Below are 18568 nucleotides of genomic sequence, written 5' to 3'. Positions count from 1 at the left end.
CTCGCGCTCACGGTGCGACTCCGAAGATCGGCAGGCCGGTGGTCTCGGGGAGGTCGAACATCAGGTTGGCGTTCTGCACGGCCTGGCCGGCCGCGCCCTTGCCGAGGTTGTCGATGGCGCTGACGACGATCACCCGGCCGGAGTCGACGTCGACGGTGGCCTGGAGGTGGCAGGAGTTGGAGCCGGCGGTGGCGGCGGTGTGCGGCCACGTCCCCTCGGGCAGCAGGTGCACGAAGGGCGCGTCCGCGTACGCCGTGGCGAGCACCTCGCGCGGGTCGGCGTCGCCGGTGGGGACGGCGGTGACGGTGGCGAGGATGCCGCGCGGCATGGGCGCGAGCACCGGCGTGAAGGAGAGGCTGGTCGCCCCGGTGGCCTGCTTGATCTCGGGCACGTGCTGGTGGGCGCCGACCTTGTAGGGCGACAGGTCGCCCATCACCTCGCTGCCGAGCAGGTGGGCCTTGGCGGCCCGGCCCGCCCCGGAGGTGCCGGAGGCGGCGACCACCACCACGTCGGCCGGGTGCACCGCGCCGGCGGCGATCAGCGGGGCGAGCGCCAGGGTGGTGGCCACCGCGTAGCAGCCGGTGCTGGCGACCCGGTTCGCCGCGGCGATCGCGGCCCGCTGGCCGGGCAGTTCGGGCAGGCCGTAGGCCCAGGTGCCGGCGTGCGGGCCGCCGTAGTACCGGGCCCAGGCGTCCGCGTCGCGCAGTCGGTGGTCGGCGCCGAGGTCGACCACCTTGACCGTCTCGGGCAGGGCGTCGGCGAGGGCCGCCGACTGGCCGTGCGGCAGGGCCAGGAAGACCAGGTCCGCGTCGGCCAGGGTGGCCGGGTCGGTCGCCCCGAAGACCAGGTCCAGCCCGGCGAGCTGCGGGTGTACGGCGGCGACGGGCCGGCCGGCCGAGGAATGGGCGGTGGCGGCGACGAGGTCGAACTCGGGGTGACCGGCGAGCAGGCGGAGCAGCTCGCCACCGGCGTACCCGCTGGCCCCGGCGACCGCGACTCGGATGCCCATACTCACCTCCGCATGACTATGCAACGAAGGCTAACAGGATCGACGATGGACTGCAAGTTCATGCAATGGACTGCATGAAGTTCGACTCGCGGCCGCCGCCCCGGCGTTCCATGCCCTCAAATTCCGGGCGGCGGTAAGGGCGAGGGCCAGCACCATCGCCGAATAGAAGCTGGACCAGGTGAGATGTTCGATCAGCCGGCCGGTGATGCGGGTGAAGGCGAAGACCAGCACCACGTCGAAGAGCAACTCGACGAAACCGGCACGGCTCGGGGGCTCACGGCTCCCCGGCGGCTCCGCCGCCCCACCCCGCATGGCCATGTCGGCTGCCCTACGTTTTGCCCTATTTTGCCGCCAATATTCCAGAGCGTTTCACGAGGGACGTAGCTGCGGAGAGATCCGATGCCTCGCCTACCCAGGCTGAGTGACCCGGGGGCCCTTCTCGATGATCGCCGGGAAGAGCCCCTCGGTGGGGCGTCAGTTCGTTCGGTCGTCGAGACCGTGCTGCCGTTCGTAGGTACGCAGCGCGGTGTCCCACGCCTGCGTGTACTCCGACGGCCCCATGCCGAGGTCGTTGTGGCCGCGCACCGCCTCCCGGAGCAGTTCCACCAACTCCGGCACCGTCTCCCGCCGCTCCGCGACGTAGCGTCGGTAGACCTCGGCGAACTGCTCCCCGGTCAGTCGCGCCGCGTGCGCCGTCACCGGGTCGTCCTCAAGATTGAGCAGGACCCCACACCAGCGCCGGGTCAGATCGTCGGCCTGGCGAGCCTTGATCTTCTCGAGCTCGTGGTCGCACTCCAACTTGATCCGGTCTTCCCAGTACGGTCGCAACCGCTCCCGGACGCGCTCGTCCGGGCTCACCCTGACCTGCACCGTGAAGTACGGCAGGTTGCCCTGGCGGGGCCAGCGCTGCCCCGAGAGGCGCAGGTTCAACGCCTGCTCCAACTCGTGCGAACGGTGTGGTTCGTGCTGCCGTGCCAGGTCGACGGTCTGCTCGCGGACGATGCCACCGGCCCAGAACAGATAACGCTCAGCTCGGAACCGAAGCTCGTCGTAGGTCATGTTCTGGCCCGTCCAGGTGTAGACGGCGTGGAGACGGAAGTCGAAGGCGTCTCCCTTCGCGGGCACGAGGATGGGCTGCGGCACGTCTTGGCGGAAGGAGGCACTGACAGCAGCCGGAGGCGGCGCGAGAACGTGCGAGTCCTGGGGCGGGAAGACGCCATGCCACCAGCGGCGACGCTCCGGTTGGCGGGGAAGGGAGGAGTGGACGCTCGGGTTGGTGCGGGGGTGAGTGCTCATCGGTGGTCCTCGTCGGTGAGTCGTCGTACGTCGTCAAGGAGGGTGTTGTGGGGCATGAGGGGGCCCCAGACGTGCCGCAGCTGGTGCTCCAGGCGGCGCCGCAGCGGCTCGCGGCCGGCCACCACCAGCCTCAGCAGTTCCAGGCTGTGCGCTGCGACCTCCGAATGCCCGTCGGCCCGGTTGAGCCAGAACCCGAGCGTCCGCCAGGTGCGGTAGGCGGTCCCGGGAAGACTGAGCGCCACTGCCCAGCAGCTGGCAAGATCGCTCAGCGAGACAGCGCCGCCGCGGGCCAGATCCAGCAACTCGGGCCAGTGCTCCCGGGGAGCGGGCGACCACCGCTCGGCGAGCGTTCGCAGCGCCCGCCCGGCGTGCAGACGCACCTCCGGTTCCGACGAGGCGCTCCATTCGGCCAGCGCTGCCACCACGCTCGGCGCGTGCCCTGCCTCGTACACCTGCACCAGGCCGCGGACCACGGAGTTGTGCCACCGCTGCATCCGCGCCTGAGCCACCAGGCGGAGCTGTACGAGCGCGGCGTCCGGCCAGAGACGGGCCAGGCCGAGGGCGTAAGTGCGCGCCACCGTGTCGCGCAGGTGCGCCGCGCCGCCTTCGGCCCACCGATTCAGCTCGGCGCGGATCCGTTGCCGCAACCGAGGTTGCATCGCCATGGCGACCAGCGCGATGGCCGCCGTCTGGCGTACGCCGGCACGCCGCTCGCGGGCCAACCGGTCCACGGCCCGCAGCGCGCGGTGTACATCACGCCCGGCCGACCAGCCGATCGCACCGGCGGCGGCCTCCTGGATGCCCGGCGTACAAGTCCGGGCGAGTTCGGTCCACCAGTTCAGCAGTTGTTCGGGCGTCCACCAGTCATGCCAGGCGACGTCCAACAGGCTGGACCGGAGGGCGTCGTTACCCGGGGCGAACTCGATCCGTCGGCCGGCCGGAAGCAGTTCGTCGTCCGCCACCAGTACCGCCTGCCGAAGGGTGGGTCCCAGAAGGTAGTCGAGTGCCGCACCGGCGCGACCCGACGGCATGGCGTTCGGTACGGCATCGGACGGGCTCGGCGTGGTCAGGAGCCGCGCCGCCTGGTGAATCTCCGACAGCGGCTGCCCGGCCAGTACGGCGCAGGAGATCCGGAAGGCACGCCGCTCATCGTCGGTCCAGAATCCCGCCGTCTCCGGGCCGGAGTCCGCGCAGTCGAGGATCCGCGTGGCCCGCTCCCGCAGCTGTCTGGGCAGCAGGCGCTCCAGGCGCTGAGTGAGTTCCGCTCCCCGGGCGGGGTGCTGCGCGATGAGGTCGACCATGCCGACCACCTCACCCGGACGGGGCGCACCGCTCAGGTAGGCCAGCAGCAGCGGGTGGGTGCCGCATTCCTCATCGACGTAGCGGTCGACGCACTGCCCGGTGCAATTTTCTCCACACCACCCGACGCATCGGCTCCGCAACTGCCGGCGCAGCTGCGCCCGGAAGACGTCAGCCGCGGCGGGAGCCCGGTGCTCGACGAGGTGAACGGTGACGTCGTCGCGGCGTCGGAAGTCGCCGACGAGCACCACGCTACAACTGGCCGATTCGACTCGCGCCGCCAAGGCGACCAGGGTCATCCCGTCCAGCTCCCGGGCTCCCGCCTCGTCCAGACGCAGGACGTAGCCGTGTGCCGGTTGCAGGGCTGTCGCCGCACGAATCAGGTCGACCGGACTCTCCGCGTGCACCAGGCCCACGCGGTCGTAGCCGTGCCGTCTTGCGACGGCGAGGCAGGCCGCCGAGTAGCGCCCGGTGCCGTCCTGCCCGGAAAGGCAGACCATGCTCTGCTGCTTGAGACGGCGATCGAGGTGCGGGTCGTTCGGTGCCGCGGCGTATCCGTCGGCCAGCTGCCGTACCGCCGTCCCGGTCAGGGTCTCCGACCAGGTCCGGCCGCCACTCGCGCCGGCCATCGTGACGTTCACCGTACCGATCGCGGTCGCCCCGGCCCCGGTCGCGTTCTGGCCGCGGACGTGCATGTCCCCGACCTCGATCCCGGCCGAAGCGCCGAGCAGCGCGGAGAGCCGGTCGAGAATGGCCACCGGGTCGAGCGGCTCGTCCTCGGCCTCTTCATCCTCGGCCTCCTCGTCCGCGCCGTCCCTGCCCTCGGCGGTGGTGAAGTCCGGCGTCTCGTCTCCGTCGGGAGGCGGCTCCTCGGCGGCGTCCGGATCGAGCAGCCGGTCCGGCACCGGTTCCGCTCGGTCCTCGTGCGATAGCTGGGCGACGTCGTTCACCGGTCACCGCCGTCGCGGCCGAGGATCGCGTCGCGGCCGACCGACCCGATCGCCGTCGCGTTCGTACCGATCGCGTTCTGCCCACGCACTCGGATGTCACCGGTACGAATGCCACCGCCACCGCTGTCGGCGGAGTGCGGGGAGTCGGCACCCGTCCGGCCGGTCAGGGTCGGCAGGATCCGCTCGGCCCCGCTGGCACGACCCGTCTGGTCACCATCGTGCAGCGGCGTCGCGGACACATCCTCGTCCACCACGCACACCCACGCGTACTCCTCGAAGTCCTTGTCCGCGTGGCTGGCCCGGATGCGCTGGAAACGTTCCGGGCGCATCTCCTCCGGATACTCACGGACCACATCCCGGAAGATCTCGGTTGAGACGACGAGCGCCACGCCCGCTTCCGGGAAGGCCGCCAGCGCACGCTTCACCGGGCGGGCATCACAGAGCCGGCAGACGAGGACGACGGCCGCGCCCGGAAACCCGTTCGCCCCGTCGAGGTGCACGAGACCCTGATGCACGGCGATCCTCAGCCGGATCCGCGCCGCCTCCACCCGGCTCGCGTTGTAGGCCCGTAGCCGCCTGTTCAGTTCGGGAACGAAACGACCGATCACCTGGGACTCCGGTACGTCGCGGGGCAGGATCGCAAGTTCCCCGTCACCGGCCTGTTGAGTGCTCCAGGTCATCCGGTCCAGTCCGACCGCGCTGGCGGCACCGCGCAGAAGGCTGTGGAATTCCTTCTGCGCCTCGTACTGCTGCAGATTGCTCCGGCGGCTGTACCGCTCCATGTCCACACAGACCAGCAGCCGTCGCTCGGGATGGTGCATCGACGTGTCGCCCCTTCGCCGTCAACCCGCCTCTTCCAGCGGGACCGCAGGCCCATGGAATCGCCATCGCCGCCGCAGAACCCCGTAGAAGTACGGCTTCCGTGGAAGTTGTCCGCTACCCGCCATCCCGCCCTGGTGTGGCGGTCGCCCGCTCCCCAGCATCGCGCTGCGCACCGACTCAGCTACGCTTCGACAGCCTTCACTGGACGAGGAGAGTGAGGTGGCCGATGCGGCAAGGCGATCCGCCGGAGGCCCAGTGGCCGCACGGAACCTTCCTCAAACGATTGGACCCGCGCGCCCGCGCGGTCGTCTTACGCCTGGGCGTCCGGCGACGGGTCCCGGCCGGCCAGATCCTCATCCATCAGGGAACGCGCGAGTCGCATCTCGTGTTGCTGGAGGAAGGGCTGACCAAGGTGACCGCCCATCTTCCCGACGGGCGTTCCGCGTTGCTGTCCCTACGCGTCGGCGGTGACCTCGTCGGTGAGATGTCGGCGCTCAACGACCAACCCCGCTCGGCAACGATCACCACCTGCGGACCGACCCGCTACAGCGTCATCCCGCAGGAAGCCTTTACCCGGTTCCTCAAGGATCATCCCGAGGCCGCTCTTGAACTCGCCGCCATGGTCTCGGACCGGCTGCGCTGGTCCAATCGGCGCCGCATCGACTTCACCTCGTACGCGGTGAAGATGCGGGTAGCGCGGGTGGTCGCCGAGTTGTGCCGGACGCACGGCCGGCGCTGCCGGGACGGAGTCGTCATCGACGTACACCTCACCCAGCCCGAGTTGGCCACCATCTGCGGAGCAGCAGAGACCTCCGTCCACAAGGCCCTGCGCGAACTGCGCGCCGACCGCCTCGTCGACACCGACTACCGGCGGATCACCGTGCGGGACCTGACGCGCCTGCGTGACCTCGGCGAGCTGGACCCCGACGAGGATTGAGGGACGGCCTACCAGCGGGCGGGGTCAGTCCGACGACCGCGGCTGCTTCTCCATCCGGTCGACCCGGGTCTGCAGGTCGGCGAGCTGCGTCGACTGCGCCTCCAACTCGGCGCGCGAACGGGTCTGCACCGCCATCCGGGCCTGGCCCCGCCGGTGCCGCAGGACGATCCAGGTCAGCGCGATGGCCAGCCCGGCGAAAACCCAGATCAGGGCCATCAGCTCGTAGAACTTCAACAGACTTCACCTAACTCGCCGAGGGGCGTGGCTCGCGCGGGAACCAATGACTGAGAGATGGACCAAACCGACAGATGAGGCTCGATCTGTCACGAAACGCTAACATGCGCCATCGACTGGATCAATCGGTCCGAGCGCGGTCAGCGCCGCGACGACCAGCGCCTCCACGCCGGCCGGCAGGGCCAGTCCGACGCTCGGGGCGAAGGCCGAGCTGTGGTTCGTCGGCAGATTGCCGAGCTTCTCGGCCGCGCTCGCGCCGGCCGCCGCCTTCCACTGACCCGGCCCGACGGTGCCGAGCATCCAGTAGCTGCTCGGAATCCCGTCGGCGACCAGGAGCGGGAAGTCCTCGGACGCCAGGGACGGGGGCCACCCGGCGACCCGTTCCGGCCCGAACGCCCGCGCGTGCGCGGCACGCACCCGTGCGGTCGCCGCCGGGTCGGCCTGATACGCCGGGGTACGCGACACCACTCGCACGTCCGGATCGCGCGGGCTGCCGGCGGCCTCGCAGGAGGCCCGGATCGTGCGGACAACGCTGCGTAGCACGCGGTCCAGCGTCTGGTCGGACAGCGCCCGGATCGTGATCCCGAGTGTGGCGTCGTCGGCGATGACACCCGGATGCCGGCCGGCCCGCAGCGTCCCCACGGTGAGCACCACCTGCTCGGCGGGACTGACCTGCCGCGCCACGACCGTCTGCAGTTGCACCACGATGCTCGCCGCGAGCACCACGGGGTCCACGCACAGGTGCGGGGTGGCGGCGTGGCCGCCCCGGCCGGTCACGGTGACGTCCAGGGTGAGGCTGCCGGCGGTCATCGGGCCGGCCCCGTGCGCGACCATGCCCGCGGGCAGTGGCGCGGCGTGCTGGGCGAGGACCAGGTCGGGGCGCCCGAATCGCTCGTAGAGGCCGTCGTCGAGCATGGCCGCCGCGCCGCTGAGCGTCTCCTCGGCCGGCTGTCCCAGGACCAGCACCGTGCCCCGCCAGCGGTCGCCGGTGCGGGCGAGGTGGGCGGCGGCCCCGACCGCCGCGGCCATGTGCAGGTCGTGCCCGCAGGCGTGCATGACGGGCACGCTCCGGCCGTCGGCGTCGAGGCCGGTGGCGGTGCTCGCGTACGACAGGCCGGTCTCCTCCGCGACGGGGAGCGCGTCGAGTTCGGCGCGGATGAGCACGGTCGGGCCGGGCCCGTTGGTGAGGACACCGACGAGGCCGTGCCCACCGATTCCCGTCGTGACCTGGCAGCCGACCTCGCCGAGCGCGGCCGCGAACCGGGCCGCGGTGCGTTCCTCCGCCCCGGACAGTTCCGGGTGGGCGTGCAGGTCGCGATAGATCAGTCCCGCGTCGCGAACGATGTCCGGATCGACCGCCTGGCCGGGTACTCGGACTCGGGTCTGGGGTCCAGGTGGTGCCACGGCATGAGCCAAGTGCAGGATGCTGTCATCCTGCTGTCATCGAGTGACAGCGGTTTGAGACTCGTGGTGAGGGCGATTGGTGAGCGCCTGACGGTGTGCTTGCCTCGGGGCCGGAAAAGCCGGCCGTCACGACCCTTTGGAGGCCATCATGGCGCCGGACACCGACCTCAACGCCCTCGCCGAGGAGATCCTGGAGCTCGAGTCGGAGACCTTCGCGATCTCCGACTACGCCGACGCGTCCGAGGCCATCCTGGCCTCCTGCTCGTCCTCGGGCACCACCTCGACCTGCAGCAGCACCACCTCCACCACCAGCTGCTCGGCCTGATCGCCGGCAGTGTCACGTAGGGCCGCCCGTACGGGCGGCCCTACGTTTTTCTGTGCGTACCGCCGCGACGGTCGGGCCGGCGGCGATCCGTTCCGGCGCGAACCTGGCCTACGGGAACGGGTGCGGCACGAGACGCAGGTCGGCGTCGGTGAGGTCACTGTCGGCCAGGCCCGCCGCGCCGGGCGCGGTACGCAGCCGCGGCATGTGCGGTGCCCGCTGCCGGGTCCAGCCGAAGTCGATCGGCAGCAGCCCGGGCACGATCATGCACACCGACCGGAGCCCGACGGCGTCCTGCTCCGGAGTGGTCTGGTCGACCATGATGGCCACCAACCCGCGGGCCCGCAGGACGTCGAGCACCGCCCGGAGATCGTCGAGCAGGTTCCAGGTGCCGGCGGGACGGTATCCGTCGAACACCCGCTCCGCGGGAAGCGCCGCGTCGCCGTCCAGGTAGGTCCCGGCGTGGACCGCCATGCGCGGCAGGCCGAACAGTGCCGAGTGGTCCGGCAGCCGGCGCACCAGCGAGTAGTCGTCGGCCATCAGCTCCAGCTCGGCCCGGCGGCGGCGTACCGTGCCGGGCTGGTGGGGTATGTAGGTGAGCGCCTCGGCGAGCGCGCCCGCGACGGCCTGGTGCGGGTCGAGGTGGGCCGCGGCGGCGAACGACAGCATTCCGGGACCGCCGTCGTGGCGTACGGCGAGGCTGGTGACGACGGGAATGTTCAGGTCGACGCGGTTGTCGAAGGCGAGCAGCCGGTACCCCTGCAGCTCGGCGCGATCGGCCATCGCCCGCACCTCGGGCGAGCAGGTCTCCAGGTCGATCCGGGGCAGCGTGAGGCCGCCGTACCAGGCCAGCAGGAAGGCGTCCCGCTCGATGAGCTCCAGCAGCCCGAACAGTGCCGCCTCCTCCAGGCAACTGCCGGTGGCACAGCCGCTGGAGGACGACAGCACGAAGGTGTCGTCCGCGGCGGGCGAGCTGTAGAAGCAGAGCCGCCGGGGCACCAGAACCGGCCGGTCGGTGTGGAGGTTGTGGCCCCACACCCACGGGATCGGCCGCTCCGGGGAGAACCGGCGCAGGATCGGGTCGCTGTCGTACACGGCGTCCGGATAGGTGCCGCACCGGTCCGGGTGCAGCGCGTGCTCGCTGATTTCGGCGTAGGACGCGACGACCGGGGTGACGTTGCGGCGGCGGTGGGTGCCGGCGTAACGCTCCAGGCCCTCCAGATAGGCCAGCGACCGGCTGGCGTCATAGCCGGTGGACTGGCCGCTCCAGGAGACGTCGAGCAGCCCGCCGTAGCCTCGGATGAAGACGCTGCCGGTGACGGGCGCGGTGGTGGGTGAGGTGATGGTGAGCTGGGTGCCGGCGCCCAGAACACCGCAGACGGGGTTGACCAGCGCGGTCTCCGGCATCGGATAGCCCCCGGCGGCGCGGAGACGGTACGCGTCGGGGTGCAACTTCGTGCGGGGCTGCCACGCGCCCGCCACACCGGCGGGGGTGTCGGGCTGCGGGGCGCAGCAGGTGGGGCAGCGCGGCTCGGCCAGGATCGGGTAGGTCCGCACCCGCAGGCTGGCCAGGTCGAGTTGGCTGACCCGGGCGAGCGGGGTGCTGTGGCGGTCCCAGGTGGGTGGTGGCGCCGGTGTCGGGCCGGCGTGGACGGCACGGTAGAGGTCCCAGACGGCGTCGAGTTGGTAGGCGGTCAGCCGCGGCCACGGCGCGACCGGGGTCATCCGGTCGCCGACCTCCAGTGCGTCGCGTTCGCTGCGCGTACGCAGCCGCTGCCACCGGACGGCCAGGCAGTGCCCGCACGCCGGGTTCGGGCCCGAGCCGCCGAACGGGCCGATCAGCACGGCGTTCGCGCTGAGGTGCACGTCGGCGTCGCGGCGGTCGGGCTGGGGCCCGGCGAGCGCGTCGACGCCGCCCAGCGTCACGACATGCGGCTGGGCGCCCACCGAATGCCGCGTCCAGCGGTCGTGCAGGTGCTCCCGCAGCTGGGCCGCGGCGGCGGACAGCGGGGCAGGGCGTGCTGCCGCCGCCGCGGTGGTGGTCACGAGTCGTTGCTCCAGCGGAAGGTACGGACTCCGATGACCGCGAACACGGCGCCGAACACGACGAGCGCGCCGCACGCCAGCAGGTAGTCGTTCATGGTGCCGAACCCGGTGAAGGCGTACGCCATGCCGTCGTTGACGTAGCGCAGCGGCAGGGCCCGCGAGATCCCCTGCAGCCAGCCCGGCATCAGTTCGAGCGGATAGAACGAGCCGGACAGGAAGGCCATCGGCACCACGATGCAGTTGGCGATCGCGGCGACCGCCTCGGGGGTGTTCGCCCGTGAACCCACGATCAGGCCGAGGGCCAGGAACGCCGTCACCGCGAGCAGCATCACCGGCACCGACAACGGCCACTTCGGATCCGGGCGCATGCCGAGGAACGGCAGCATGGCGACGCCGACGAAGAGCAGGCTCTGGGCCACGCCGATGGCCAGCGCGACGGCGTAGCGGGAGCCGACCACCGACCAGATGCTGGCCGGGGAGAGCCGGACGATGCGCAGCAGGTCGTCGTGGCGCCACTGCATCAGGGTGAACGACACCCCGAACAGGGCGGCGCTGGCCAGACCCCAGGACAGCACGCCCGGGGCGATGAAGTCGACGTAGCCGTGGCCGGTCTCGGCGACCTCCTGGTTGCGGAAGATCAGTCCGAAGATGAGCAGGAAGACGAGCGGGAACGCGAAGGTGAAGAACAGCGTCGTGGCGTCCCGGACGGTCGCCTTGTAGGTGGCTCTGGCCAGTGCGGCGTAAGCGCTCATGCCTGCGGCGCTCCCATCAGGTCGAGGTAGACGTCTTCCAGGGTGGCGGGCCGGGTCTCCACGTCGTCGAGGCTGCCCTGGGCGCCGAGCGCGGCCAGCGCCCGGGCGGTGTGCGTGGTGCGCAGGACGATCGCGTCGTCCTCGAGGTCGACGCCGTCGACACCGTCGAGCTGGGCGGCCTGCTCCAGGGTCAGCCGGCCGGGCGGGACGACCAGCCGGGTGCCGACCCCGGAGCGGGTGATCAGCTCGCGGGGGCTGTCCAGGGCGAGGATGCGCCCGCCGGAGAGGATGGCGACCCGGTCGCACAGACCCTGTGCCTCGTCGAGGTGGTGGGTGGTGTAGACGATGGTCTTGCCGATGGCCTTGAGTTCCCGCAGCATCTGCCCGAGATCGCGGCGGGCCTGCGGGTCCAGTGCGGCGGTGGGCTCGTCGAGGAAGATCACCTGCGGGTCGTGCACGAGGGCCGAGGCGATGGCGAGGCGCTGGCGCTGGCCACCGGAGACGTTGGTGACCCGTACGTCGTTCGAGCTGGTCAGCCCGACCAGCTCCAGTGCCCGGTCGGCGGCGGACGTGGGCAGGCCGTACAGGGCCGCGACGGTCACCAGGTGTTCCCGGGCGGTCAGCCGGGTGAAGAACGCCGAGCGCTGGGTCTGCACGCCGATTTGCGGCAGCAGGGCGAGGTTGCGCGGGGCCGGCGACATGCCCAGCACGGTGACGGTGCCGGTGTCCGGCGTACGCAGTCCCTCGATCATCTCGATGAGGGTGGTCTTGCCCGCGCCGTTGGGGCCGAGCAGACCGAAGAACTCACCACGGGGGATCGACACCGAGATGTCGTCGACCGCCCTCACCTCGCCATATGACTTGCTCACGGCATCCAGCACGATGGCTGGACCGTCGGTGGGTGGCATTGGCTCGCCTTTCACTGGTTGTCCTGTTTGAGGAGTCGGGACGGCGCCGCGCCGGCGGGGCGTGCACGTCGGGGGCGGGCCAGCCAGCCGGCGATCGTCAGGCCGACGATCGCGGCGGGCAGGACATAGGCGAGTCCACCGAGGACGGGTCGGAGCTGCGCGCCCACGAAGTAGATCATGACGGCCGCGACGGTGGCGACCGCGATGAGCCACCACGCGCCGTAGAGGCCGAGCCAGATCGCGGCCGGTCGCGGGTAGCGCGGGGCGGTGCGCAGAAGCAGCCGGCGGGGCGCCGTCCAAAGGTAGCGGCGGCTCTCCGGGGCCAGGTCCAGCATGCCCAGCAGGTGGCTGGCGATCTTGTAACCGTCCAGCGGCGGCAGCGGGATGAAGTTGATCAGCGTCTGGGCGGCACCGACCAGGAGGTACGCGCTGAGCAGTCCGGGTGTGCGACCGTCCGGCACGACCGCGAGCACGCCGGCGAGGAACAGCAGGACCAGCCCGTTGGCCAGGCCACCGGCCGCCGCGATCATCACCTGTTGCGAGCGGCGCGGCAGGTAGAGGTAGTCCTCGATCTGGCAGGTCAGGGTGACCAGGTTGATCCGCTTGACGGTCGCGCCGAAGTGGACGGCCGCCAGCGCGTGGGCGAACTCGTGCAGCGCGGCGCCGATCCAGGCCAGCAGGGCCAGCGCTACCAGGCTGGTGGGGTCGGTGAACGCCGGGCGGGCGGCCGGCCAGAGCGAGCCGAGCTGCAGCGCGACGACGGCCAGCGCGGCGGCGACGATCCCGCACAGCAGTGCGAACAGCCCGGGGTGCAGCGTCCAGCGCAGGCGTCGCGCCCACCAGCGGACCGCCGCGTGCCGCGCGTCGCCGGGCGTGGCGACGGACTCGGTGGCGTCGGCGCTGAGCAGGCCCCGTTCGTGCAGCAGCCACAGCAGCCGGACCCAGTGGTCGTCGTTGAGCCGACGGCCGAACTCGGCGGCGTACTCGTCGGTGATCTCGGCCAGGGACCGGACACCGTCGAGGCGGCGGAAGAGGAACTGCTCCTTCTCCGCGATCTCGAAGGCCCTGCCCCTCGTGCGGTCCTTGATCAGGTAGACGGTGGCGGGGCCGCGCCGCAGCGGCCGCGAGAAGAGCAGGTCCGCGCGCAGCCGTGGGCGCTTGGCCAGCAGACCCGAACCGGTCATGCTGGTACCGCCGGGTCGCGCAGCACCCGCGCGAGCAGGTACGACAGGTACGCCTCGTCGCGGATGGTGGCGTGCAGCCGGTTGTTCGTCATGTGCAGGTACGGCGACAGCAGCGACGCGAGCGCCTCGTCCGGATCGGTGATGACCCTGTCGTCTCCGCTGCTCCACGTGCGCACGGCCAGCCGGCCGGACCCGGCCAGCGCCAGCACCTTCTCCTTGAGCAGGGCGGCGTGTTCGGCCCAGCCGCGCAGGAATCCCGGCAGTCGCTGGATCTGGCCCTGTTCGACGAGGGTGAGGATCTGCTTCACCCGGCGACCCAGTTCCCCGGAGACGCTGTCGTACATCCGGGTGTACTCGTCGACGCCGATGAGGCTGGTGCCGGCGAACGCGTGGTGCCAGAAGTGGTGGTACCGGTCGAGGAAGTCGACGAGCGCGTCCCGGTCGGTGAGGAACGTGCCCGCCATCACCGTCATGAGCTGCGCGGCGGTGCCCAGCAGCACGGGACGCAGGTGCAGGTTCATCGACGAGATGGCCCGCAGGACCACATCGCTGGAGTGCTGGAAGTGCCACTCGGCGACCTCGATGCCGTCGGGGCCGCCGTACTTGCCGTACTCGGGCTCGTAGGCCCGGTACCCGAAGGAGTTGTTGGGCTGCAGCAGCATCTGCCCGTTCTCGTCGACGAGTTCGGCCGGCCTGCCGTCGGGGAACTCCAGCGCGAACAGGATGTCGTAGAGCTCCCGCAGGTAGCCGGTGCCCATCGCGTAGAGCGCCGGGCGGGTGGCCAGGAACCGGCTGATCGCGGCCTCGGCCTGCGCCCGCACCGCGGGTTCGTCGTCCGGGGTGCGGGGGCGCAGCCGCAGCCGCACGTGTGGTCCCTCGATCCAGTAGTTGATGAAGAAGTGGCCGGCGAGCAGGCCCTGGTCGGTGAGGTCGCGGATCAACGGTCCGACGCACTCGACCAGCAGGGGTTGCGGGTTGGCCGCGTAGAAGACGTGCAGGGCGAGCCACTGCCCGCGCGGGTCGGTGGCACGGTCGGTGGCGAGGAGCGGGGCGGTCATCGGGTCTCCCTGGGATCGGTGCGGAAGGTCTCCACGGCCAGTTCGGAGACGTGGTCGCCGCGCCCGCTGCGGGCCGCCAGCTCGTCCGCGGCGGGCAGCATCTCGCGCAGCACGATCCGGTCGTCGGGTCCGTCCAGCGCGCCCCGGAGCGCCTGCAGCGACAGCGGGCTGTCGAAGTCGACGTACTGGGGCTTCGGGTTGGCCACTACCCGGCCCGGGTCGGCCGGGTAGATGGTGGCGAAGACCTGCTGCGGCATGCCGTGCCGGGCGCGCCACCGGCGCCAGTCGAGGAAGGCCGTCGGATCGGCCGCGGGATCGCCGGTGTCGGGGAGGTCGTGCACCCGCGCCGACCAGCTGCGCCGGCTGAGCACGATGTTGCCGGCGCGCACCCGCGGCCGTGCGGTGACCCCGTCGGGGCCGGCCGGTGCGGGAACGCCACGCCACAGGTCGAGCCGCACCATCGACGCCGGCGACAGCAGCAGGAGGGTACGCGGGATCTGCGGCAACGCCATCGGCACCAGGTAGCCCAGGTAGACGGCGATGACCTCCCGGCCGAGACGGGCGGAGCGGAGCACGACCCGGTCGGTGTCCGGGTCGTGCACGAGATAGAGGTCGTCGAGGGTGAGCTGCCGTTCGGCGGGCACGCTGCTGGTCTCGCCCGGGCAGACGATGACGTAGTCGGTGAGCCGCCCGTGCAGGTTCAGGTTGGTGGTGGCGGGTCCGCCGGTCAGTTCGGCGAACACCGCGCCGGCCGGCGTGATCGCGCTCGCCTGGTCCCGCAGCCGCTCGGCGAGCGTCGGGGTGTCGGCGTCGAAGCAGTGGGTGAAGCGGCTGAACGGGAACGACAGCCCGCCGAACGACTGGTTGAGCACCACGAGGGGTTCCGGGTCGCGCATCGCCAGTTGCACGAAGTGTCCCTGCGGGTGGAAACCGCGGGTGGCGTCGCCGAGCATGCCGTCGAGTTCGGTGAGCAGGTCCGCGGGCAGCAGCAGCTCGGTGTGGTCCGGGTCGGCGTCGGCGAGCCCGCGCAGGCGGGCGGCGAAGGCCTGCCGGGCCTGGTCCAGCGCGGTCATCTCGGGTCGGCCCAGCCAGTTCTCCTCCGGCGTGTAGGTGCCGTCGTCGGCGAACGGGCGGCGCCCGGCGGTGTAGGAGGAGTACTGGTCGTAGAGATCGTCGTGGAAGTCCTCGACCAGACGCAGCAGGTCGTCGCAGCGACCGCCGGCGCCGAACCGGGCGAGGAAGAATCCGTGGAACATGATCCGGTGCGGCAGGGTCTGGTCGAAGGCGGGCAGGATCCGCTCCACCGCGGCGAGGTCGGTGCCGACCAGCCGCCGCCAGGCCTCGGCCGAGACGGCGACGGGTTGGCCGGCGACGCGGCTGTCCTCGTACAGCAGCGTCTGCGGCAGGACCGCGTCCTCCTCGCCCAGCCCGGCCATGGCCGCGCGCAGCTCGCCCCGCAGCCGGTGCCGCAGTTCCCGGCGCTGCCCGAGGTCGCCGTGCGGATAGGCGTCGACCAGCTCCGTGATCTCGTCGAGCCGGCCGGCGAGCCGTCGGGCCCAGGGGCGGTCGAGCTGTCCCAACGTGCCGGCCAGCGCCCGCAGCGGATCCGGGACGTGCACGTCGGTGTCCAGGCCGACCAGCCGGAGCATGCCCAGCCGCAGCAGGGTCGACAGGTACGCCTCGCCGTCCGGTCGGGAGGCGCCGGTCCCCTCGCACAGCCGGTCCACCAGGTCGGCGCAGCGTAACGTGCCGCGGTCCTGGAGCAGGGTGGTCAGCTCGTCCAGGACGCCACTGCGGCGCAGGAAGAAGAGCCCGTCCCGGACCGAGTCGAAGCTGACCGAGGCGCTGTCGTCGCCGGCGGTGACCCAGTGCCGCACGTAGCGGATCCGGTCGGCGTCGCGGCGCCAGCCCGGACTCAGCGCGACCGGCAGGTCGCCGCGCCGCTCGGGATCGGCGCTGATCAGATCGGCCAGCCGGGAGACGATCACGACGTTGAGCCGGACATGCCGCTGCCAGTCCTCGCCGACGGCCAGGTCCAGCCCCGGCGCGCCGTCCTCGAAGCGGCCCAGCGCAACCGTGGTGAAGGTGCTGAACGGGCTGGTCTTGCACGCGGTGCGGTAGAGGTAGGACAGCAGCGAGCGCTCGACGCGACGGGTCTTCTTGTTCGCGGGCCGGGTCAGGTCCGGCTGGACGGCGGTGGCGAGCTGCTCGTCGAGGGTCGGCGAGGCGAGTTGGAGCCCGCCGCGCAGGCGCGGTTCGCCGGCCAGCTCCCACAACCGTTCACGGGTTCGGGCGACGTCGGCGGCGAACACCGCGGCGCCGTCGTCCTGCAACCGGGCGAGCCGCGCGCGCAGTTCCAGCCACTGCCGCACCGCGGGCAGGGCCGACGGGCGGGCGCGTTCGACCGCGGCGAGCGCCTGCTCGGGAGCGGCGGGCAGGCTGTTGTTGAAGATCTGCCGCCGCAGCGCCAGCAGGCGCCGCCGCGAGGACTCGTCGTCGTTGTCGTTGACGAGTTCGTGGAGCAGATCGCTGAGCCGTGCGCCGTCGGCCGCGAGGTGGGCGCGCAGCGCGAGGACGGAGTCGGCCCAGGCGCACGCCTCGGGACAGCGAAGCTGGTCGACCGTGGACAGCGGCAGGCCGGCGACCCGGGCGGTGAAGTAGGTTCCCGGCTGCCAGCCGGCGGGGGCGGCGGACCGGAGTGGGCTCTGGGACAGCACGGCCGGCGTCACCGCAGCTCGTAACGGTAGTCGCCGAGTCCGGCGCGCTCGTCGCCGGCCAGCATGATGAGCAGCGGGAACTCGCCGGTGTCGGCGAGCCCCAGCTCCTCGACGTACGAGACGTTGTCGAAGCCCAGCGCCACGCCCGCGCCGAGTTGCAGCGCCGCGGCGGCGGTGTAGAAGGTCTGGGAGATCGCGCCAATGGTGGCGTTGACGAGGTTGTAGCCGCGGTCGCCGGTGGCGTCCAGCACGGCGTGGGTACGCACGGTCGGGACGAGGACGACCGCGGCCTGTTCCAGGTTGTAGTTGGCCAGGAAGTAGTTGCGCTGCAGGAAGTCCCCCGGTGGGCCGCTGGTGACGCGGACCAGGGTGTGGGTGTCGGGGTCGTACCCGTAGCCGCCGGCGGGAACGCCGACGACGTGGTTGACGAACGCGTAGACCTTGGCCAGCGGACCGTCCGCGTCGCCGTCGATCTCGCAGGGAATCGTGGTGGCGGCGGTGGCGCGGAGCAGCGCCGCGAGCTGTTCGGCCGGCATCGGTCGGCTGGCCGCGAACCGGCCGAAGCTGCTGCGCCGGCGGGTGAGGGCGGTGCTGACGGGCATCTCCATGGGTTGGGGGTCCGGTAACGGCACCCGTGTCCCGTCTGCCGGCGCCGGGTGCGCGGCGGCGGCTGCCAGGGCCCCGACGGGAGGTCGCTCGTCGGCCGCCGCGGCGGTGCGGCGGTTGATCCGGCGCAGGGTGTCGAAGCCGATCAGGGTCCGCGACCGCTCCTGGTCGGTGTGCCGGACCCGGACGGTGTCCAGCGCCGGCTGCGGCGTGGCGGCCACCGGGTCGCGACCGACCTCGGGGGTGGCCGCCGCCCAGGTCAGGGGTACGACGGCGAACAGCGCCTCGTCGTCGGGGGCGAGCCCGAGCAGGTCGGCGAGCGCGGCCTGGTCGAACCAGAGGATCGGCCTGATCCGCAGCCCCTGGGCGCCGGCCCACAGCCGCCAGGTCTGCAACACGGTGCCCACGTCCATCGACACGGCGTGGTAGGAGAAGTTGTTGTACTTGAAGGCGTTCTGCCAGTACTTGACCCCGATGATCAGGAACTGGCTGGCCGGGGTCCGCGGTCCGACCGCCGCGTTCACCCGGGCGGTGACGTCGCCGGCCAGCAGCCGGCGCATGGCGTGGTGGGTGTGGGCGTAGTGGTAGACGCCGGGGCTGACCCCGGCGCCGGGCCCGGCGACCCAGTAGACGCTGCACGGGTAGAGGCCGCCGCCGGAGGCCGTGCCGCGGTGCCAGTTGGCGTGGGCGTACGAGGGCAGGGCGGCCAGGTCGGTGTTGGCCTGGATGCCGAGCCGGCGGCCGAGCAGCCCGTAGGAGTGGTGCAGCATGCCGGCCAGCAGCGACAGCGTGAACGGCTCGTCGGCGTCCGCCGGGCCGGCCAGCGCGCTGTCCAGGCCGGCGGTGACCTCCGGTGCGGCCGGCAGCGGGAACGCGGTCGCCGCCGGGTAGTACTTGCCGCGCCGGGGTGCGTCCGCCCAGTTGGGGGTGAAGTCGGCCGGAGGCATGGGTTCACGGCCGCGACGGAGGATCGCGGTCGCGTACGCGTGGGCGAAGCCGGGAGTGTCAGACGTCATGGCGGCAC

Annotated in this window: 16 protein-coding genes; 2 read left to right on the top strand and 14 right to left on the bottom strand. The window is 71.8% G+C overall.

The window, feature by feature from the left end:
• Window positions 1-7: 7 nt before the first annotated feature.
• From argC to ACIRG9_RS20345, 5 genes are all read right to left on the bottom strand, one after another.
• Window positions 8-1009 carry an N-acetyl-gamma-glutamyl-phosphate reductase gene (gene argC / locus ACIRG9_RS20365; RefSeq protein ID WP_402857834.1) on the bottom strand — a complete coding sequence of 334 codons (1002 nt, stop codon included), beginning with the start codon at window positions 1007-1009 and terminating at the stop codon, window positions 8-10.
• 30 nt (window positions 1010-1039) lie between these two features.
• Entirely contained in the window at window positions 1040-1255 is a 216-nt protein-coding gene (locus ACIRG9_RS20360; RefSeq protein ID WP_402857831.1) for a hypothetical protein, read from the bottom strand.
• A 228-nt stretch (window positions 1256-1483) separates the two neighbouring features.
• A complete protein-coding gene (locus ACIRG9_RS20355; RefSeq protein ID WP_402857828.1) occupies window positions 1484-2305 on the bottom strand; it encodes a hypothetical protein in 822 nt (273 codons plus the stop codon).
• Entirely contained in the window at window positions 2302-4554 is a 2253-nt protein-coding gene (locus ACIRG9_RS20350; protein WP_402857826.1) for a hypothetical protein, read from the bottom strand. Before ACIRG9_RS20350 ends, ACIRG9_RS20355 begins: the two co-directional genes overlap by 4 nt.
• Window positions 4551-5375, bottom strand: a complete 825-nt coding sequence (locus tag ACIRG9_RS20345) for a hypothetical protein (RefSeq protein ID WP_402857823.1) — start codon at window positions 5373-5375, stop codon at window positions 4551-4553. The genes ACIRG9_RS20350 and ACIRG9_RS20345 overlap by 4 nt, the downstream gene beginning before the upstream one ends.
• A gap of 227 nt (window positions 5376-5602) precedes the next feature.
• On the opposite strand from ACIRG9_RS20345, the gene ACIRG9_RS20340 reads away from it, so the two are divergent.
• Window positions 5603-6313 (top strand): Crp/Fnr family transcriptional regulator, encoded by a 711-nt coding sequence (locus ACIRG9_RS20340; protein WP_402857820.1) that lies wholly within the window; start codon window positions 5603-5605, stop codon window positions 6311-6313.
• 24 nt (window positions 6314-6337) lie between these two features.
• Here the strand turns inward: ACIRG9_RS20340 and ACIRG9_RS20335 are convergent, their stop codons facing one another.
• Complete coding sequence (locus ACIRG9_RS20335) at window positions 6338-6547, bottom strand: hypothetical protein (RefSeq protein ID WP_402857817.1); 210 nt, start codon at window positions 6545-6547, stop codon at window positions 6338-6340.
• Between the two features lie 99 nt (window positions 6548-6646).
• Window positions 6647-7891: an amidohydrolase gene (locus ACIRG9_RS20330; protein WP_402857940.1), complete on the bottom strand. Its 1245-nt coding sequence runs from the start codon at window positions 7889-7891 to the stop codon at window positions 6647-6649.
• 208 nt (window positions 7892-8099) lie between these two features.
• On the opposite strand from ACIRG9_RS20330, the gene ACIRG9_RS20325 reads away from it, so the two are divergent.
• Window positions 8100-8276: a thiazolylpeptide-type bacteriocin gene (locus tag ACIRG9_RS20325; RefSeq protein WP_402857814.1), complete on the top strand. Its 177-nt coding sequence runs from the start codon at window positions 8100-8102 to the stop codon at window positions 8274-8276.
• A gap of 108 nt (window positions 8277-8384) precedes the next feature.
• On the opposite strand, the gene ACIRG9_RS20320 is transcribed toward ACIRG9_RS20325, so the two are convergent.
• From ACIRG9_RS20320 to ACIRG9_RS20290, 7 genes are read right to left on the bottom strand one after another with little or no spacing between them, the layout of a single operon-like run.
• A complete protein-coding gene (locus tag ACIRG9_RS20320; RefSeq protein ID WP_402857811.1) occupies window positions 8385-10319 on the bottom strand; it encodes a TOMM precursor leader peptide-binding protein in 1935 nt (644 codons plus the stop codon).
• Window positions 10316-11071, bottom strand: a complete 756-nt coding sequence (locus tag ACIRG9_RS20315; RefSeq protein WP_402857808.1) for an ABC transporter permease — start codon at window positions 11069-11071, stop codon at window positions 10316-10318. Before ACIRG9_RS20315 ends, ACIRG9_RS20320 begins: the two co-directional genes overlap by 4 nt.
• Window positions 11068-11994: an ABC transporter ATP-binding protein gene (locus ACIRG9_RS20310; protein ID WP_402857805.1), complete on the bottom strand. Its 927-nt coding sequence runs from the start codon at window positions 11992-11994 to the stop codon at window positions 11068-11070. Before ACIRG9_RS20310 ends, ACIRG9_RS20315 begins: the two co-directional genes overlap by 4 nt.
• Complete coding sequence (locus ACIRG9_RS20305; protein WP_402857802.1) at window positions 11991-13163, bottom strand: metalloprotease; 1173 nt, start codon at window positions 13161-13163, stop codon at window positions 11991-11993. Before ACIRG9_RS20305 ends, ACIRG9_RS20310 begins: the two co-directional genes overlap by 4 nt.
• Window positions 13160-14221, bottom strand: a complete 1062-nt coding sequence (locus ACIRG9_RS20300) for a lantibiotic dehydratase C-terminal domain-containing protein (RefSeq protein ID WP_402857799.1) — start codon at window positions 14219-14221, stop codon at window positions 13160-13162. Before ACIRG9_RS20300 ends, ACIRG9_RS20305 begins: the two co-directional genes overlap by 4 nt.
• Window positions 14218-16950, bottom strand: a complete 2733-nt coding sequence (locus ACIRG9_RS20295; RefSeq protein WP_402857796.1) for a lantibiotic dehydratase — start codon at window positions 16948-16950, stop codon at window positions 14218-14220. The genes ACIRG9_RS20300 and ACIRG9_RS20295 overlap by 4 nt, the downstream gene beginning before the upstream one ends.
• Window positions 16947-18560, bottom strand: a complete 1614-nt coding sequence (locus ACIRG9_RS20290; RefSeq protein WP_402857793.1) for a SagB family peptide dehydrogenase — start codon at window positions 18558-18560, stop codon at window positions 16947-16949. Before ACIRG9_RS20290 ends, ACIRG9_RS20295 begins: the two co-directional genes overlap by 4 nt.
• Between the last annotated feature and the right edge of the window lie 8 nt (window positions 18561-18568).

This window comes from Micromonospora sp. NPDC093277 (genome assembly GCF_044765245.1).
In the GTDB taxonomy this organism is placed as follows: domain Bacteria; phylum Actinomycetota; class Actinomycetes; order Mycobacteriales; family Micromonosporaceae; genus Micromonospora.
Note: the sequence above shows the minus strand (reverse complement) of the source record. Positions and strands in the feature narration are given on the sequence as shown.